Here is a 15,703-nt window from a genome sequence, read left to right as displayed (position 1 = left end):
AAAGGGAAATTTGTACAGGATGTTGTTATGCTAAAAATGTTGGCTTTGGATCGTTTTACCATTCTACTTTTTGTAATGGTCATACTTGCGACGTTTTTGCCTGTTAGTGGGCAAGCTGCAGAAATCTTTGGCTATATTACAACGGCTGCAATTGCCATTTTATTTTTTCTACATGGTGCAAAGTTATCTCGTGAGGCTGTGGTTGAAGGCATAATGCACTGGAAGTTACATGCTTTAGTTTTTGGTTTTACCTTTGCATTATTTCCATTATTGGGTTTAATGGCGAAACCAATTCTCGTGCCGATGTTAGGGCAAGAGTTGTATTGGGGCTTTTTGTTTATGTGCTTTTTACCCTCGACAGTACAGTCTTCTATTGCATTTACTTCGGTAGCACAGGGTAATGTTGCTGGCGCAGTCTGTAGTGCATCATTTTCAAATATTATTGGGATGTTTATTACCCCAGTGATGGTGGCCTATTTTATTCTCGGCCAGTCACAACATAACTACGATCCGACTGCATCTATTATTCAAATTACGCTGTTATTACTCATTCCCTTCATTTTAGGGCAGCTCCTCCGTCCTTGGGTGTTTCCTTATATGAAGAGGGTGCCAAAAATTGTGAAGGTATTTGATCAGGGCTCAATTTTGATGGTGGTCTATGGTGCATTCAGTAGTGCGGTTGTGGCAGGACTATGGCATCAAGTGAGTGGTATGACCTTATTCCTATTGATTGTGGCGTGCTCAGTTCTATTAACGATTATTATGTTATTGGCGTTATATGTGCCACGTTGGTTGGGCTTTAGCCGAGCTGATCAAAAGACGATTTTCTTTTGTGGCTCTAAAAAAACCTTGGCGAGTGGTGTGCCCATGGCACAAATTCTCTTTATTAGTCAGCCGATGGGAATGATAGTTTTACCAATTATGATCTTTCACCAAATTCAGTTGATGGTCTGTGGTGTGATTGCCAACCTTTGGGCAAAACAAAGCCGTGGGCAAGAATAAGGACGAGATGAATACGTCCTTTTAAAATACCTTATATAGATGAAAAAAAATCATGAAAATTAAACAAGGTGTCTTTATTTTATTCTTGGGTCTGAACACAGTCGTTCATGCCCAAGAGGATTTATCCGTAAATAGTAACCGTGATGTCATTGAAAAAATGCCGCTCATCAGTCTGCAGCCCATGTTAGATTATGTCGTGATCGACAACCACAGATGAATACGGAATTAGATCAGGCTTATCAAGCTGCCAAGCTAAAATTAATTGCTGCGGTTCAGGCTGTCCGTTTTAATGGTGTAGAGCCATTAAAAGCAAAAGATGTTGATCAGCCAGTCGATGCACAATTTAAACAGCAGCTTCAAGGCATGTTAGAGGGCATGAGCAAATCATTACAGCCAGTAAATGCAGCGACGTTTTGTCCTGCATTTATTGAAAGATTAAATCATTTTGATCAAGCCCAATTTCAGCGTACAGTCGAATTACAATATCAGAAATATTTAGAACAAGCTCAACCTAAAGAGTAGAGCGATTCAGCCTTGAATATCTATTTATTAACATTAAAAAATCAGCTATAATTTGCCCCAACTTGTTGTGCTTAGCTCTGACGGTATCCGTCTCGGTGGGCCAAAAGAATGGTCTGTTATGGTGTTGGTCTGCTTTCTTAAGCCTTCCTTGTAGTGATGCAAGAGTGATCAATTGCGATGACAGCTAAACCTTCTTAAATCTTAGGAGTAATCGACGATGCGCGCCGATATTCACCCAAAATATGAAACTTTAGTTGCTACATGTTCATGCGGTAACGTAATTGAAACTCGTTCAGCTCTTGGTAAAGAAACTATTTACCTAGACGTATGTTCTGCTTGCCACCCATTCTACACTGGTAAACAGAAAAGCGTTGACACTGGCGGTCGTATCGACAAATTCAAACAACGTTTTGCTGGTATGTCACGTTCTATCAAACGTTAATATCCAAAACGAAAAAACGGGCTTTATGCCCGTTTTTTTGTGCCGATAAAAAGATAAACCTTAAATCGGCAATGTTCAGAACCTTATTGGTCCTGAACATCAATGAGATGGTCGAGTTTCTTCTGGAAATAATCGCCTTGAATAAAGCGAGCCTCAACATTCCAAGCATTGGCAAACAGGGTCATGTCATTTAATTCACGTAGCATGATTTCAACAGTTTTGATTTCATGATAAGTGGTAATTTTTTCTTGCAGCTCTTGGCATGACTTATCGTTTGCAAGCATTTTGGTCAAACTTGAATCTAATGTTAAGCAGTGAACATCCATTTGACGTAATAATGATTCGCTAAACATCGAATGACCAAAATTACGTAAAGCCAGTTCGGCACCATTTTTACGAAGTTCAATAAATGCTTTTTGAGCGGCATCGATATTGAGCTGAATGTCTTCTTCTGCAAATTGTAAAATTAACGGATTTTTCAATTTACTACGAATAATCGTAATGAGTTTAGAAATAAACTCAGGGAAGGTGCGGTCGTTATATAGCACTTCTTTGTTCAGGTTAACGATTAATTTCGCTTCAGGGAACTGAGTGATGAAGTTGTGTAGCTGTTTACACGATTCAACCAAGATCCAACGATCTAATTTAATGGATAGCTCTGAGTCTTCAGCCAATTCACGTAGTTGGGCGATATCTTTCCATTTATTTTCAAAAATAAAGCCGCTGGTTACTTCATAAGTATAAAGATGTGAATCTTCTTTATCATACAGTTGCTGATATTTAAGATGAATTTCACCGCGTTCTAAGCAGTTGCGAAGGGCCTTGATAACAGGAGCTTCATCACTAACGACAATCGGCGCAATTTGTGCTTCTGGTGTACCGAAATCCAAACTTGGTATGTCAATTTCTAATGGAATCGTTAAATCGATTTCAGGTGCTTGTTGGTTGATTGGTAGCGCAGTATTAAAGGCTTTCGCAATAAAGGTATCAAAATGTGCTTCATCACGAATATCGCTGTCTAAAACACTGTATCCTATGCGTAAATTTAATGGATAAGTTTCATTGTTTACACTGAGTAATTGAGGTTTGCTCAGGGTGTTAAGACCAATCAACTTAGAATCAAGTTTGAGCTGATTATCCGCTTGGAATAAGGCAACGATTGCACCATTATCTAAACTAAATAATGGAGCATGAGTCTGATCTTTCAAGAAGTCTTTAATATTGGTGAAATAGCTCTTATAGGTATTCCAATCTTTTTGAAAAATCGCATCTGAGCAAGAAGCCAACGTAAATAGCACTAATGCATTTACATTGGCAGGTTGTTGGCCGATGGTACGGTTGAGTTGTTGAAAAGCTTTTGGTTTTTGTGGGCTGGCTTCAACTGGCGCGGTGCTTACAGCATTGCTGCTTTGACTGCCAATTTCAATTGCGAGCTGTAAAGCATCTTCTTCAGCTGCGGCAATAAATTCGAGTTTTAGTGGGTTTTGCCCAGCCACTGCGATATTTTGCGAAACAAGATCAAAACGTCCTAAATCGAGCTGCCCTTGGCTAATTTTTTTAAAGCGTTGTTTAAAGTCGTTGAGGTCAGTAGGTTGTAATAGATCAAGTAAAGGCAGACCAATTACATCATCTTCATTTTTTAGACCAAACAAAGTGAGATATTCAGCATTGGCTTGAATATGAATGCCTTCTTGAATCACGGCAACCGCTTTACGACTATCTTCAACTAAAGACTGGGTTTGGATTTGAGCTGTTTCGAGCTCTTCCATTAAATGTTGCTGCGATTGTTGTAGGCGACTAAAGGATAAAGCACGGATTAAACCAAAATAGAAACTCTCAGGTTCAGCAATATCGACAATGTCATAAATCCCTTTTTTGACTAAACTTGCATATTGTTCTGCTTGATAGTCTTCGGGTTTAAGTAAAATAATCGGTAAATTCGGTTGGCTCGATAGTTGAACTAAACTTAAAGCTTGTTCATATTTTAAATCATAAGCACGTCCAAAAATGATCAAGTCCCAATTGAGATTCAGCTGTTTTTCGAAATTTTGTAAATCATCAAGTAATATGGCATGAACTTGATGTTCGCTGTCTGTCAATAAATCACGTATCTGGTTAAAACGTATTTGATTATCATCAATAATGAGTAATCGAGTTTCCGTACGTTTTAGTTTTTTGGATAGTAATGGATTTCTCACTTTAATGCTTCCCATAAGTCGTTATTTTTGATCTCATTGCTCTGTTTCGCAATATAGTCTTTAACGACATTTTCTTGCTCTTCATTCAATAATTCATATTCAAAGCGAATAAAGCTTTGTGTCACCAACTGCGCTTTGGTGAGATAGACTTTGATGTCTTCTTTGCCTAAGCGAAGGTGGATCGTTTGTTTCTCTCGGAAGAGATTTGCCCCAGGTAAAATTAAGGTCGTAGACACTTGATCAAGTTGTGTGGTCTGTACCAATAAAGCAGGTTGATGATTTGTTGTATTGCGGTCGGTACGGATATGGGCTGAACATGGATACAAATCTTGAGCCAGTACTTCGAGACCCAATTCCAAACTTTTTTCAGTCGATTGTTTGATCCAACGAACAACACCGCCACGCCATTGGCTTTGAGCATTTTCTTGAATCAAAATAAATTCGCCGGTTTTTAAATTAGCAGGGGTAGGGCCAGTCCATTTAATGCGATAACCATTCACACTAATATCTAATACGTCAGCGGTATGAATCTGTTTTGCTTCACGATCTAGCGCTTTCGCATTAGTCATGCCTGTTGGCATATTTGAATCATGCGAATTGACAAAAGAGGCTTCATTGTGGAATTGATAATTGCCTTCTAAATCTAAAGTTTCGTGGAAGTTTTTACCTTTAGAGAGATAGAAATGCGCCACCATTAAGCTAAAGCAAATATTAATTTGCGCAGAATATTCATAACGCTCATGACGACGTTCAGTGTTGTTGGTCAAAATATTATGAATATGGAAATATAGCGCTGGAGTTAAAAATAACTTTTCATTTTTAGATAAATAATTGGCATTTCTAGTTTGCGTTTCGGTCAAATGATCGAGCAAGTTTTGCGTTGAAATGTATACATTGGCTTGATAAGACCGATCTTGTTTTGAGTTATAAATCGGTGGGTGATCTTTTTTCGTGTCTACAACATAGCGTGAAAGCGTGGTTTCTTTCGGTAGGATTTGAACCAATTTTGCCCAGTCAAAGCTACATAAATACAAACCTTGGATTTCAGCAGGGCGAATCTGATGATTATTGAAAATATCTAATAAGATTAATTGTGCATAAGCTTGAGCAATATTTGCAATTTGATGTTGAGTACCCAGTAACTGATTGACATTACTTTGATAGAAATTGTGTTCAATGGCACATTCAATCAGTTGATGTGCCGCAATCCATTGACCTGCAGTCGGTGTGGCATACAACATATGTTGTTGATACAACAACAGTGTCAGTTGTTGCAACGCATAGTAGATTGATGCAATTCGAGCGGTTTGTAAGCTTTTTTTATGGCCGAATGAAAAAATCGAAAACTTTTGTTGATTAAGCTGCTGATTACATCGTTTGGCAATATCAATATAGATTTTGGCAAAGTGACTGCGTAAAAGCATCGCCAATTCAATGATTTGGTCATTACGATCCGTGGTAATGAGGCTTTGATTGGTAAAGTGTTTTTCTAAGCTTGTGAGCACACTTTCCATAGTCGGATGTAAAATTTGAACCAAATCAAAACGTAACATCTCTTGGCATTTCAGCTCGGAGATTTCAAGTAAGGCATTGAATAAAGCTTTAGATGAGGTACCCAATTGTAAAATTGAAATACCGTTTAACCACTCTTGCAGACCTTTAGCATTGGTCGGACAAAAGCTTAATTTATCCAGCTTTAATTCAGTCGGATTGTAAAACGTATCTGAAGTATGCGTGGTCATCTTTATTATTTAACTCAAAAAGTTGAAGCCCCAAAAAGCGGTGTCTTGTTTTTTTCGCCCGCTATTTCCCGTACAAGTTTAGGAACCAAATAACCAGGTAGGTTCTCTAAAACTTTTTTATAAATTAAATCAATATCCTGAGCTGGTGTATCAAAATGATGAGCACCTTTTACTTTATCCAGAACATGCAAATAATATGGCATTACACCTGCGTCGAATAAGCGGTAACTTAAATCGACCAACACTTCTGCAGAATCATTAACCCCTTTTAATAAGACTGCTTGGTTCAGCACGGTGATTCCTTGTTTGACAAGCTGTTGAAGCTGGCTGCACGTGAAGTCATCTAGCTCTGATGGATGATTTGAGTGTACCACTAGAATAATGCGTAGCCTACTGTTTTTTAAATTAGAAACCAGCTCTTCATCGACACGGTTGGGGATTACGATAGGAACTCGTGAATGAATTCTCAAAAATTTAATTTGTGGCAAAGTCGATAAACGTTCAATCCACACTTGAAGTTTACGATTTGATAGTGTGAGCGGGTCTCCACCACTTAAAATCACTTCATTAATATCGGGTTGTTGTTCAATATATTGTTTAATGTTTGCCCAATCGTCATTTTTAGGCAGGTTTTCTTGGTAGGGAAAATGCCGGCGGAAACAATAACGGCAATGGACCGCGCAGGCACCGGTTAAAGTCAGTAAAAAACGAGACTTGTACTTATGTAATACCCCTGGCTGTTGGTTAGCCTGCTCTTCACCTAAAGGGTCGGTGACAAAACCGGCGTGTTCTTCAAGTTCCAAATGATGCGGTAGGACTTGGAGTAAAAGCGGATCAAGCGGATTACCTTTTTGCATTTTTTCGACAAAAGCGCGCGGCACACGTAGGCGAAACTCATCTGCTGCGAATTGAGCACCAGATAATAACTGATCATGCGAAAGTTCTAATACATCGAGTAATTCTTGAGGATTTGTAATCAAATCACTCAATTGGGTTTGCCAGTTTTGCTCTTGAAATAAATAGTTTATCATGCCGATTGTTTAAAAAATGCAGAAAGGTGAGTAGGGAATATTGCTGAAATTAATGCGTCGAACTTTTAAGTGTAAGCTGAAATAATTCCGATAAAGCTCACAACGGATGAAGCCTACGAAACATTTATTAAGTTTCAGTCAACAGCAATTTTACCTGTTTGTGGGCATTGTATAAACAAAGTTCTTTAATGTCTGAGTGTAAGTTAAGCAGCTTGACCCCTTTAATGGGGATTTTTTCGTTGCGACATGGTGCATTGGTCATTTAGAATACGCAATATCACATTAATGTGCATGTGGCAGCCAATGTTACAGTCAGTACTTGCTAAATGACATGTTACAGCCCATAGCATCTATAGATTAAAGTTAGTAAGTTTGGAGTGAGCCAGTCATGGCCTATTATTCTACGAATGATTTCAAGTCAGGCCTTAAGGTCATGCTTGACGGTAACCCATGTTCAATCATGGAAAACGAATACGTAAAACCAGGTAAAGGCCAAGCTTTTAACCGCGTAAAATTACGTAACCTTAAAACTGGTAAAGTTTTAGAAAAAACTTTCAAATCTGGTGATTCACTAGAAGCTGCTGACATCCAAGAAGTTGAAATGAACTACTTGTATAACGACGGTGAAATGTGGAACTTCATGGATCCAGAATCTTTCGAACAAATCGCTGCTGATAAAGTTGCTATGGGTGACGCGGCTAAATGGTTGAAAGATGACTCAAATGAACTTTGCACAATCATGCTTTGGAACGGTGTTCCTTTAACTGTGAGCGCGCCCAACTTCGTTGTATTAAAAATCGTTGAAACTGATCCAGGTGTACGTGGTGATACTTCAGGCGGTGGCGGTAAACCGGCTAAGCTTGAAACTGGTGCAGTTGTACGTGTTCCATTATTCGTACAGCAAGAAGAAAGCGTTCGTGTAGACACTCGTACTGGTGACTATTTAGAACGTGCATAATGGTTTAAAAATAGACTATTATCGAAAGGGATGAAGTGATTCATCCCTTTTTTTATACCTATTGGTTTAAATTTTTATTCCAAAGTATTAGATGAAAAAGCCCATAACAGGAGTAGAGTTTCAAGGGAAGAAACAGCAGTACCTCGAACAAGAAAAATCAAGCTGATTTATTTCAACATTTATGAGGGATTGAGATGGAAACCATTCAACCGAAGTCAGGAATGGCTTCAAAGATTATCTGGCTGTTTGTAGCCATTCTAGGTGCCGTTTCATTCGGTATACTAGCACTCAGTCGAGGCGAGCATGTCAATGCAGTTTGGCTGATCCTTGCAGCAATCTGTGTGTATAGCATTGCATATCGTTTTTATAGTTTATTTATTGCCAATAAAGTCTTTGAACTGAATGAGCGACGTTTAACGCCTGCTCATCGCTTAGCTGACGGTTTGGATTATGTGCCGACCAATAAAAGTGTTCTATTTGGTCACCACTTTGCCGCGATTGCAGGCGCAGGTCCTTTAGTCGGTCCGATTCTTGCTGCGCAAATGGGTTATTTGCCGGGAACAATTTGGCTCTTAGTGGGTGTCGTTCTTGCCGGTGCGGTTCAAGACTTTTTAGTCTTATTCATCTCAACGCGTCGTGATGGTCGTTCACTCGGTGAAATGGCAAAACAAGAACTGGGTTCTTTTGCCGGAATCATCGTGATGCTTGGTGCACTTGGCGTGATGATCATCATTCTAGCGGTACTTGCTTTGGTGGTTGTAAAAGCGTTGACCAACAGTCCGTGGGGTGTTTTCAGTATCGCTGCCACTGTACCGATTGCGATTTTCATGGGTATCTACATGCGCTTTATCCGTCCGGGTAAAATTGCAGAAGTATCGATCATTGGTTTTGTACTGATGATGGCTGGGATTATCTATGGTGGTGACATTGCACAGCACCCATACTGGGGGCCTTTCTTTACTCTTTCAGGTACTGAACTAACTTGGTGGTTGATTGGTTATGGTTTCGTGGCATCAGTATTGCCAGTTTGGTTGCTGCTTGCTCCACGTGATTACCTATCTACTTTCTTGAAAATTGGTGTTATTGCAGGTTTGGCAATCGGGATCATGTTTGCTTTACCTGAAATGAAAATGCCAGCGGTAACGCATTTTATTGATGGTACGGGTCCTGTATTTGCAGGCTCAATGTTCCCATTCTTGTTTATTACCATTGCCTGTGGTGCAATTTCAGGTTTCCATGCGCTCGTTTCTTCAGGAACGACACCGAAGCTTGTGAATAATGAAAAAGATATTCGTATGATCGGTTATGGCGGCATGTTGATGGAATCTTTTGTTGCGATCATGGCTTTGGTCTGTGCAACGATTCTTGAACCTGGTGTGTATTTTGCGATTAATGCGCCAGCAGCGGTGATTGGTACAACGGTTGAATCTGCTGCGGAAGCAGTACGTACATTAGGCTTCGTGGTAACACCTGAAGCATTGACCTTACTTGCACAAGAAGTGGGTGAAAATTCGATTCTGTCTCGTACAGGGGGTGCGCCAACATTTGCGATTGGTATGGCTCACATTATTACGGAAATTTTCAATAACCGTTCAATGATGGCGTTCTGGTATCACTTTGCGATTTTATTCGAAGCACTCTTTATTTTAACTGCTGTGGATGCAGGTACGCGTGCATGTCGTTTCATGGTGCAAGATACTGTGGGTATCGTAATTCCTGCTGTTAAAAACTCACATAACTTCTTCGGAAATCTGTTGGGTACCGCTGTGGCTGTTGCAGGTTGGGGCTTCTTCGTTTACCAAGGCGTGGTTGATCCACTCGGCGGTATTAATAGTTTATGGCCGCTATTTGGTATTGGTAACCAAATTCTTGCTGCGATGGCATTGATCTTGGGTACAGTGATTTTATTCAAGATGAAAAAACAAAAGTATGTTTGGGTGACGATTATCCCAACAGTATTCTTGTTTATCACTTCTATGACCGCTGGTTGGCAGAAGATTTTCCACGAAAATCCAAAGATTGGTTTCTTGGCTCAGGCAGATCGTTTTAACGCAGCAATTGCGAAAAATGAATTGTTGGCACCTGCAAAAACCATGGCTGAAATGCATACGGTTGCATTGTCGAATCAAATCAATGCTGGTCTTTGTGCATTCTTTATGATCGTGGCATTTGTGATGTTATTTGCAGCGATTGGTGTGGTGCGTCGTGCCTTGGCAAATCCAAATCCATCGGTGAATGAAGCAGAAGCGATTTACCGTGACCCAGCTGAAATTAATCCGTCAAATTCAGCACATTAATAGGGGAATATGAATGAACCTGAAGTTTGCAAAAAGTGGAAAAACGGTGATTTATAAAATCATTAAAATGACCATTATGTCGCAGAAGGATTTAATTCTGAACCCGAAAAATTGGTCACGTATAGCGACGTTGTGGCAACGTTTACAGCAAAGTTTCCGCTTGATGGTGGGGGTGCCAGATTACCAAAACTATTTGGAACATATGGCAAAACATCATCCTGATTTGGAAGCGATGGATGCAAAAACATTTTATCGCCACTGTGTGGATGCACGTTATCCATCAGCTGGTGGTGACATGAAGAAGTGTCCTTGCTAATGCTTTGACTCGAGCTAAAAATCTAAGAAAAAAGCGTTCTTCGGGACGCTTTTTTATTGCAAAATTTTGATCAGTCGAAGCGAAAACAACGTTTTTGTATACTCAATAAATATCAAGCGTATGTATTTAAAGTATTGAACGGGGTATGGCTTGGAGATAAACACTGTATTTTTAAATAAAACCCTGTATGTTAGTCATTCATTTAACTTTTTTATTGGGGAATAAAAGGTGTTTTGGGGATCAGAGAAAAGCCAACAAAATAATACATCAACGCTTTTAAGTGAGCAGAGCCTTGCGCCTTTTTACCCGAAAATAAATACATTCCTCGAACAAATTAACCAAATTATTTTGGATAAAAACCAGCAAACCAAATTGGCTTTAGCTTGTCTATTGGCTGGTGGGCATGTGCTATTTGAAGACTTACCTGGTTTAGGAAAAACGACATTATCTAGCGCCTTGTCACATTTAGCGGGATTAAAGTTTCAACGGATTCAATTTACCAATGACATGCTGGCCAGCGATGTGATTGGGGTAAATATGTTTAATCAAAAAGAACATCATTTTGAGTTTAAATCTGGGCCGATTTTTACCCAAATTTTATTGGCAGATGAAATCAACCGTTGTAGTCCAAAGACCCAAAGTGCTTTATTGGAAGCGATGGAAGAGGGGTATGTGACGGTTGATGGTGTGCGCTATGCTTTGCCTCAACCATTTTGGGTGATTGCGACACAAAACCCTTTATTTCAAAGTGGTACTTATGCCTTACCTGAGTCCCAGTTGGACCGGTTTTTAATGCGTTTGTCTTTAGGTTATCCATCGCGTCAGGCAGAGAAATTATTGCTCCAACAAACTTCACGCCATGATCTGATTGCGGCATTAGCACATATCTTTAATGAATCAGAAATTTTACAACTACAAGGCTTTGTCGAGCAGATACATCTGAGTGATCGTTTGATGGATTACATTTTGGATCTTGCTGCTGAAACACGTAAAGGGAGACATGGTCTTTCTACGCGTGGTGTTTTATCCTTAAAGAAAGCTGCGCAAGCCTATGCGCTGATTGAGCAGCGAAATTATGTGAATCCTGACGATCTACAAGCCGTTTTTACAGCTGTGGTATCTCATCGAATTGGGTTGTCAGATCTTGAAGCCTTTAAGCTTTTAGAACAAGTTTCGATTCAATAAAGGAGTTGAACCTTGGCTTCAATGTGGCAGCAATGGATTGAACGTCGATTTAAAATCGATCAGCACAAGCAGCTGACTCAAAAAGATGTCTTGATCTTTATCTATCAGCAAGGCTACTTGTATTTGGTATTAATTTTCATCACTTTTATTGCAGGTGTGAATTATGCCAATAATTTGATTTTAGGCTTTTGCTTTTTAATTAGCGCCGTATTGAGTATTAGTTTCTATATTACTTTTAAGCAGCTTCATGCGTTGCAGATTCAAATAAATGTTGTTGATACACCGCAAGCAGGTGAATTACTCTCGGTCGAAATTTACTTTAAGCAAGATGCTGAACAGGCGCGATATTTGTGGATTAAAACTGAAAATCAGCTACATAAATTATTATTCAATACGCAACAGCATGGCTTTCAATTAAATTTTACAACCAGCCAACGCGGTTTTTTTCAGATTCCACCCATACAAATTTATAGTGTTTATCCCTTTGGTTTGGTTCGGGCCTGGACGTATTTGTACGTACAGCAACCAGCGTGGGTTGCACCTCAAGCCAGTTGGCATTCCGTTGAAAATAAGCAACAACAGCAAAACTTTGAACCTGATCTTGATGAATTTCGCGAATTACGGAGTTTTCAGACGGGGGATTCACTTCATGCGGTGTCTTGGAAACAAGCAGCACGAGGACAAGGCTTATATGTGAAAGTCTTTGAACAATATGAAGATCTAAAGAAATTGGAGATTCATTATCACTATATGCCAGCTCAAAGTCATGAAGAAAAACTTAGCCTTATGATGGGTTTGGTCGAGCAGGCTGAGCAAAATCACGATCAATATGCACTGTATTTACCTAATGCTGAGTTAGCATCAGGCACTGGAGCACTGCATTTTTCCGAAGCAAAACGGTTATTGGCGCAGGCTTAAGAGATGATTGAAAATACCATACGCCGCTCCATACTACTAACGTTAGCTTTAGTGCTCATTGCGCAAATGCTTTATATACCAGTGGTGACATCATTAGTATTTTTAGTCATTTGGCTTTTTTTATTACTCAATACCCGCGCCAGTAAAAAACCATTTTCTAAAATTTTAACCTATGTGCTGACATTGATAGCTTTATTCAGCATTTACATAAGTCATAAAACCTTTATTGGTGTTGATGCAGGGGTTACAGTACTTAGTACATTTTTATTTGCTAAATCTTTAGAAACAAAAACACGTCGTGATGTAATTATTTTATTTAACTTTGCGATGTTTGTGATTGCCAGTAGTTTTTTGTTTAGCCAGTCTTTTGCCATGGCATTGGTTATTTTATTGGCGTTGTTGAGCTGCTTTATTGGATTATATCGTTTACAGACTGTTGGTTTTAGCCAAAACTCAGGCGGTGAAATACAGGCGATTAAACAAGATATTGGGCATGTGGGTAAATTTATTGCCTTAGCTGTTCCATTCTTTATCTTGCTGTTTCTCTTTTTTCCACGCCTGCCGCCGCTATGGCATATTCCTATTCCTGAAAATAAAGCCACAACAGGGATCAGTGACAGCATGTCTCCGGGCGATATTGCTGAGTTATCACAGTCGAGTAGTTTGGCTTTTCGTATAATCGGAGATATTCAAGCCTTGCCACCACGTACAGAGCTGTATTGGCGAGCGATGGCATTAGATGAATATGATGGTTCTAAATGGACCAGTCATTTTTTTAACCAGAATGTTATACAGCTGAATCCAGCCGAGTTAAAAACCAAGCAGGCGTTGAATTATCAATATTTGGCTGCCGACCCAACTGTGATGTGGATTATGTCGTTGGAGCAATCCGTACCCAACGAAACACGTTTTGCTTTAGGTCAAGATGGTCGAATTACACCCTACCGATTAACAGCACATACAGAGCCGATTCAACTGAAATGGTTAGGAAGTGCAGAGCCGCCACAAATAAAAAATGTAGCTTTACTTGAAAAATTAAATATTCGCTATGTTGAAAACTTGGATGTTCAATCACAGCAATTGGCCCAAACTTTATGGCAGCAAAGTCATCAAAATCCTGAGCGTTATATTGCAGAAGTTTTGCAATGGTATAAACAAAATAGCTTTGCATATACCTTAAACCCAGGCGTATTGGGGCAAAATCGGATAGATGATTTCTTATTTGGATCAAGACAAGGCTTTTGCGAACATTTCGCTTCGAGCTTTGCAATGTTGATGCGCTATGTTGGCGTACCGTCGCGTATTGTCGTGGGATATCAAGGTGGTCAATTAGCACCAGATGGAAAAAGTTGGGAGGTTCGTCAGCTCGATGCACATGCGTGGACAGAGGTTTATGTCAATCAACATTGGCGTCGAATTGATCCTACAGCCATGATCGCACCTCAGCGTATCGATGGTGGGATGCAGGATTATATGGAACAAGATCGGACAATTTTTGGGAGACAGCAGTCGACTTGGGCCTATCAACAATTTTCGATGTTGAAAAAAGTCCGTGTATGGAGTGATTATGCGAGTTACCAATGGCAGAGTAAAGTAGTGGGTTACAATGCAGAATCACAGCAACAATGGTTTAAAAAGCTCGGTACAAATTCTGCTTATGCAGGTGTTTTAATTCTTATTTTGAGTATTGGTGGCATTGTAGCATTATATTTTATATGGATTTTGTGGAAAAAAAGAAAAAGCCTAAGCTCTCTTGAAAGAGAAATTGCCAAGTTTGCTAAGAATTTACCCTTGAGCCAGCAAAAAGTGGCTTCTGAAAGTTTTCGGCATTGGTTACAACGTTTGGCTGAAAATGTACCTGAACAGGAAAGGGCGGCATTTGAACAAGTTATTACGTTATTTGAGCAGGAAATTTATGTAGGTACCGCGCTAAGTTCTCATGATATTCAATATTTTAAGGCTTTGCTTAAAACTTGTACGCAAAGTTTAAAAAAGTCAGAAAAGGGCTTGTCATAAAAAATAAAAATGAATATGATTCTACGCATTCTAGGTTTATAGCTCAGTTGGTTAGAGCGCTACGTTGACATCGTAGAGGTCACCAGTTCGAATCTGGTTAAACCTACCAAATTCAAAAAGCAGAATCAAAATGATTCTGCTTTTTTTTATCTGAAATTATTAGGGTCTGTTGACATTTACTGTTCATAATTAACCCTATAAAGGTAGCCATAAAAATATACAGGCTAAAGCAACAGAACTTTGATAATTCCTTTTGAGCTTGTCATATCGAGTAGCTATTCCTCTAAATTGCTTTAATCTACAAAACATATTTTCAACTAAATGCCTGATTTTATATAAATACCAGTCCATATGGTCATTGTTCGATTGGCTATTCGTTTTCCTTGGTATATTCGCTACTTCTTTGGCTCATATTTCTGCGTTTATGACTATATAGCAGTGCTTTATACAATGTATGCTATAGCGGATTATTTGAAACAAAAAAGCCGCATTCTATGCGGCTCTTAATTGAACAAATAAATTATGCATCTTCAGTTTCTAAAATTTCGAAGTCATGGGTAATTTCTACACCACCATCCATCAGCATTTTACTAGCAGAACAGTATTTTTCAGCAGAAAGTTCAACCGCTTTTGCAACTTGCTTTTCCTTCACGCCATGACCAGTGACTACAAAGTGCAAATGAATTTTAGTGAATACAGCAGGAATAGTGTCGGCACGTTCTGCATTTAATTCACAACGAACATTGGTAATGTCTTGGCGTGCTTTCTTTAAAATCGTCACAATATCGAAAGATGCACAACCACCAAGTCCTGTTAAAATCAGTTCCATTGGGCGCGGACCACGGTTCTCACCGCCATATTCTTGTGATCCATCCATCATAACAGTGTGACCACTTTGAGTTTTTGCTTCAAAAGCAACATTCTCTAGCCAATGAACACTAGTTTGCATTGCAAGTCCCTAAAAAAAGCTATAAATTTACGCAGTACCTGTACACTAACATAAATTGAGTTGATAAGGAATTTCAACTCTTACGTGTGACAAGTTCACTTTAGGTCTTGTGCGATCTATAAATTAT

The 15,703-nt window shown here is 39.3% G+C and carries 14 protein-coding genes, 1 tRNA gene and 1 pseudogene; 11 read left to right on the top strand and 5 right to left on the bottom strand.

The window, feature by feature from the left end:
- Positions 1-27 precede the first annotated feature (27 nt).
- The 4 genes from FTT76_RS09325 (at position 28) to rpmE (ending at position 1,966) form a co-directional block, all read left to right on the top strand.
- Entirely contained in the window at positions 28-1,002 is a 975-nt protein-coding gene (locus FTT76_RS09325; protein ID WP_180009355.1) for a bile acid:sodium symporter family protein, read from the top strand.
- A 52-nt stretch (positions 1,003-1,054) separates the two neighbouring features.
- Positions 1,055-1,219 (top strand): hypothetical protein, encoded by a 165-nt coding sequence (locus FTT76_RS09320; protein WP_180009353.1) that lies wholly within the window; start codon positions 1,055-1,057, stop codon positions 1,217-1,219.
- Positions 1,216-1,524 (top strand): hypothetical protein, encoded by a 309-nt coding sequence (locus FTT76_RS09315; RefSeq protein ID WP_180009351.1) that lies wholly within the window; start codon positions 1,216-1,218, stop codon positions 1,522-1,524. The genes FTT76_RS09320 and FTT76_RS09315 overlap by 4 nt, the downstream gene beginning before the upstream one ends.
- 217 nt (positions 1,525-1,741) lie before the next feature.
- Entirely contained in the window at positions 1,742-1,966 is a 225-nt protein-coding gene (rpmE, locus tag FTT76_RS09310) for a 50S ribosomal protein L31 (RefSeq protein WP_078190165.1), read from the top strand.
- An 83-nt stretch (positions 1,967-2,049) separates the two neighbouring features.
- Here the strand turns inward: rpmE and FTT76_RS09305 are convergent, their stop codons facing one another.
- From FTT76_RS09305 to epmB, 3 genes are read right to left on the bottom strand one after another with little or no spacing between them, the layout of a single operon-like run.
- The gene (locus FTT76_RS09305) at positions 2,050-4,179 is read right to left on the bottom strand and encodes an EAL domain-containing protein (RefSeq protein WP_180190408.1); all 2,130 of its coding nucleotides are present in this window, start codon (positions 4,177-4,179) and stop codon (positions 2,050-2,052) included.
- Positions 4,161-5,906 carry a GTPase gene (locus FTT76_RS09300; protein WP_180021984.1) on the bottom strand — a complete coding sequence of 582 codons (1,746 nt, stop codon included), beginning with the start codon at positions 5,904-5,906 and terminating at the stop codon, positions 4,161-4,163. The genes FTT76_RS09305 and FTT76_RS09300 overlap by 19 nt, the downstream gene beginning before the upstream one ends.
- A 14-nt stretch (positions 5,907-5,920) precedes the next feature.
- The gene (gene epmB, locus FTT76_RS09295; RefSeq protein WP_180010399.1) at positions 5,921-6,937 is read right to left on the bottom strand and encodes an EF-P beta-lysylation protein EpmB; all 1,017 of its coding nucleotides are present in this window, start codon (positions 6,935-6,937) and stop codon (positions 5,921-5,923) included.
- A 388-nt stretch (positions 6,938-7,325) separates the two neighbouring features.
- Here epmB and efp point away from each other — a divergent pair, with 388 nt between their 5' ends.
- The 7 genes from efp (at position 7,326) to FTT76_RS09260 (ending at position 14,736) form a co-directional block, all read left to right on the top strand.
- Positions 7,326-7,895, top strand: a complete 570-nt coding sequence (gene efp / locus FTT76_RS09290) for an elongation factor P (RefSeq protein WP_067762759.1) — start codon at positions 7,326-7,328, stop codon at positions 7,893-7,895.
- Between the two features lie 194 nt (positions 7,896-8,089).
- On the top strand, positions 8,090-10,192 hold the full coding sequence (locus FTT76_RS09285; protein ID WP_180190407.1) for a carbon starvation CstA family protein: 2,103 nt from the start codon (positions 8,090-8,092) through the stop codon (positions 10,190-10,192).
- A 13-nt stretch (positions 10,193-10,205) separates the two neighbouring features.
- Entirely contained in the window at positions 10,206-10,508 is a 303-nt protein-coding gene (locus tag FTT76_RS09280) for a YbdD/YjiX family protein (RefSeq protein WP_078190160.1), read from the top strand.
- A gap of 228 nt (positions 10,509-10,736) precedes the next feature.
- Complete coding sequence (locus tag FTT76_RS09275; protein ID WP_180190406.1) at positions 10,737-11,693, top strand: MoxR family ATPase; 957 nt, start codon at positions 10,737-10,739, stop codon at positions 11,691-11,693.
- Between the two features lie 12 nt (positions 11,694-11,705).
- Positions 11,706-12,611: a DUF58 domain-containing protein gene (locus tag FTT76_RS09270; RefSeq protein WP_180009339.1), complete on the top strand. Its 906-nt coding sequence runs from the start codon at positions 11,706-11,708 to the stop codon at positions 12,609-12,611.
- 3 nt (positions 12,612-12,614) lie between these two features.
- On the top strand, positions 12,615-14,627 hold the full coding sequence (locus FTT76_RS09265) for a DUF3488 and transglutaminase-like domain-containing protein (RefSeq protein WP_180009337.1): 2,013 nt from the start codon (positions 12,615-12,617) through the stop codon (positions 14,625-14,627).
- 32 nt (positions 14,628-14,659) lie between these two features.
- Positions 14,660-14,736 (top strand) — tRNA-Val (locus FTT76_RS09260).
- 86 nt (positions 14,737-14,822) lie between these two features.
- Here the strand turns inward: FTT76_RS09260 and FTT76_RS09255 are convergent.
- Both FTT76_RS09255 and FTT76_RS09250 read right to left on the bottom strand, forming a co-directional pair.
- Positions 14,823-15,023: pseudogene (locus FTT76_RS09255) on the bottom strand (IS5/IS1182 family transposase); the annotation flags it as partial.
- Between the two features lie 124 nt (positions 15,024-15,147).
- Positions 15,148-15,576 carry an OsmC family protein gene (locus tag FTT76_RS09250; protein ID WP_180009335.1) on the bottom strand — a complete coding sequence of 143 codons (429 nt, stop codon included), beginning with the start codon at positions 15,574-15,576 and terminating at the stop codon, positions 15,148-15,150.
- Positions 15,577-15,703: the final 127 nt, after the last annotated feature.

Source organism: Acinetobacter sp. YH01009 (assembly GCF_013420765.1).
Taxonomy (GTDB): Bacteria; Pseudomonadota; Gammaproteobacteria; order Pseudomonadales; family Moraxellaceae; genus Acinetobacter; species Acinetobacter amyesii.
This window is presented reverse-complemented; position numbering and strand designations above follow the sequence as displayed.

Coding starts and splice junctions, on each gene's coding strand:
- FTT76_RS09325 (WP_180009355.1), top strand. CDS start 28: ATGCTAAAAATGTTGGCTTTGGATCGTTTTACCATTCTACTTTTTGTA.
- FTT76_RS09320 (WP_180009353.1), top strand. CDS start 1,055: ATGAAAATTAAACAAGGTGTCTTTATTTTATTCTTGGGTCTGAACACA.
- FTT76_RS09315 (WP_180009351.1), top strand. CDS start 1,216: ATGAATACGGAATTAGATCAGGCTTATCAAGCTGCCAAGCTAAAATTA.
- rpmE (WP_078190165.1), top strand. CDS start 1,742: ATGCGCGCCGATATTCACCCAAAATATGAAACTTTAGTTGCTACATGT.
- FTT76_RS09305 (WP_180190408.1), bottom strand. CDS start 4,179: ATGGGAAGCATTAAAGTGAGAAATCCATTACTATCCAAAAAACTAAAA.
- FTT76_RS09300 (WP_180021984.1), bottom strand. CDS start 5,906: ATGACCACGCATACTTCAGATACGTTTTACAATCCGACTGAATTAAAG.
- epmB (WP_180010399.1), bottom strand. CDS start 6,937: ATGATAAACTATTTATTTCAAGAGCAAAACTGGCAAACCCAATTGAGT.
- efp (WP_067762759.1), top strand. CDS start 7,326: ATGGCCTATTATTCTACGAATGATTTCAAGTCAGGCCTTAAGGTCATG.
- FTT76_RS09285 (WP_180190407.1), top strand. CDS start 8,090: ATGGAAACCATTCAACCGAAGTCAGGAATGGCTTCAAAGATTATCTGG.
- FTT76_RS09280 (WP_078190160.1), top strand. CDS start 10,206: ATGAACCTGAAGTTTGCAAAAAGTGGAAAAACGGTGATTTATAAAATC.
- FTT76_RS09265 (WP_180009337.1), top strand. CDS start 12,615: ATGATTGAAAATACCATACGCCGCTCCATACTACTAACGTTAGCTTTA.
- FTT76_RS09250 (WP_180009335.1), bottom strand. CDS start 15,576: ATGCAAACTAGTGTTCATTGGCTAGAGAATGTTGCTTTTGAAGCAAAA.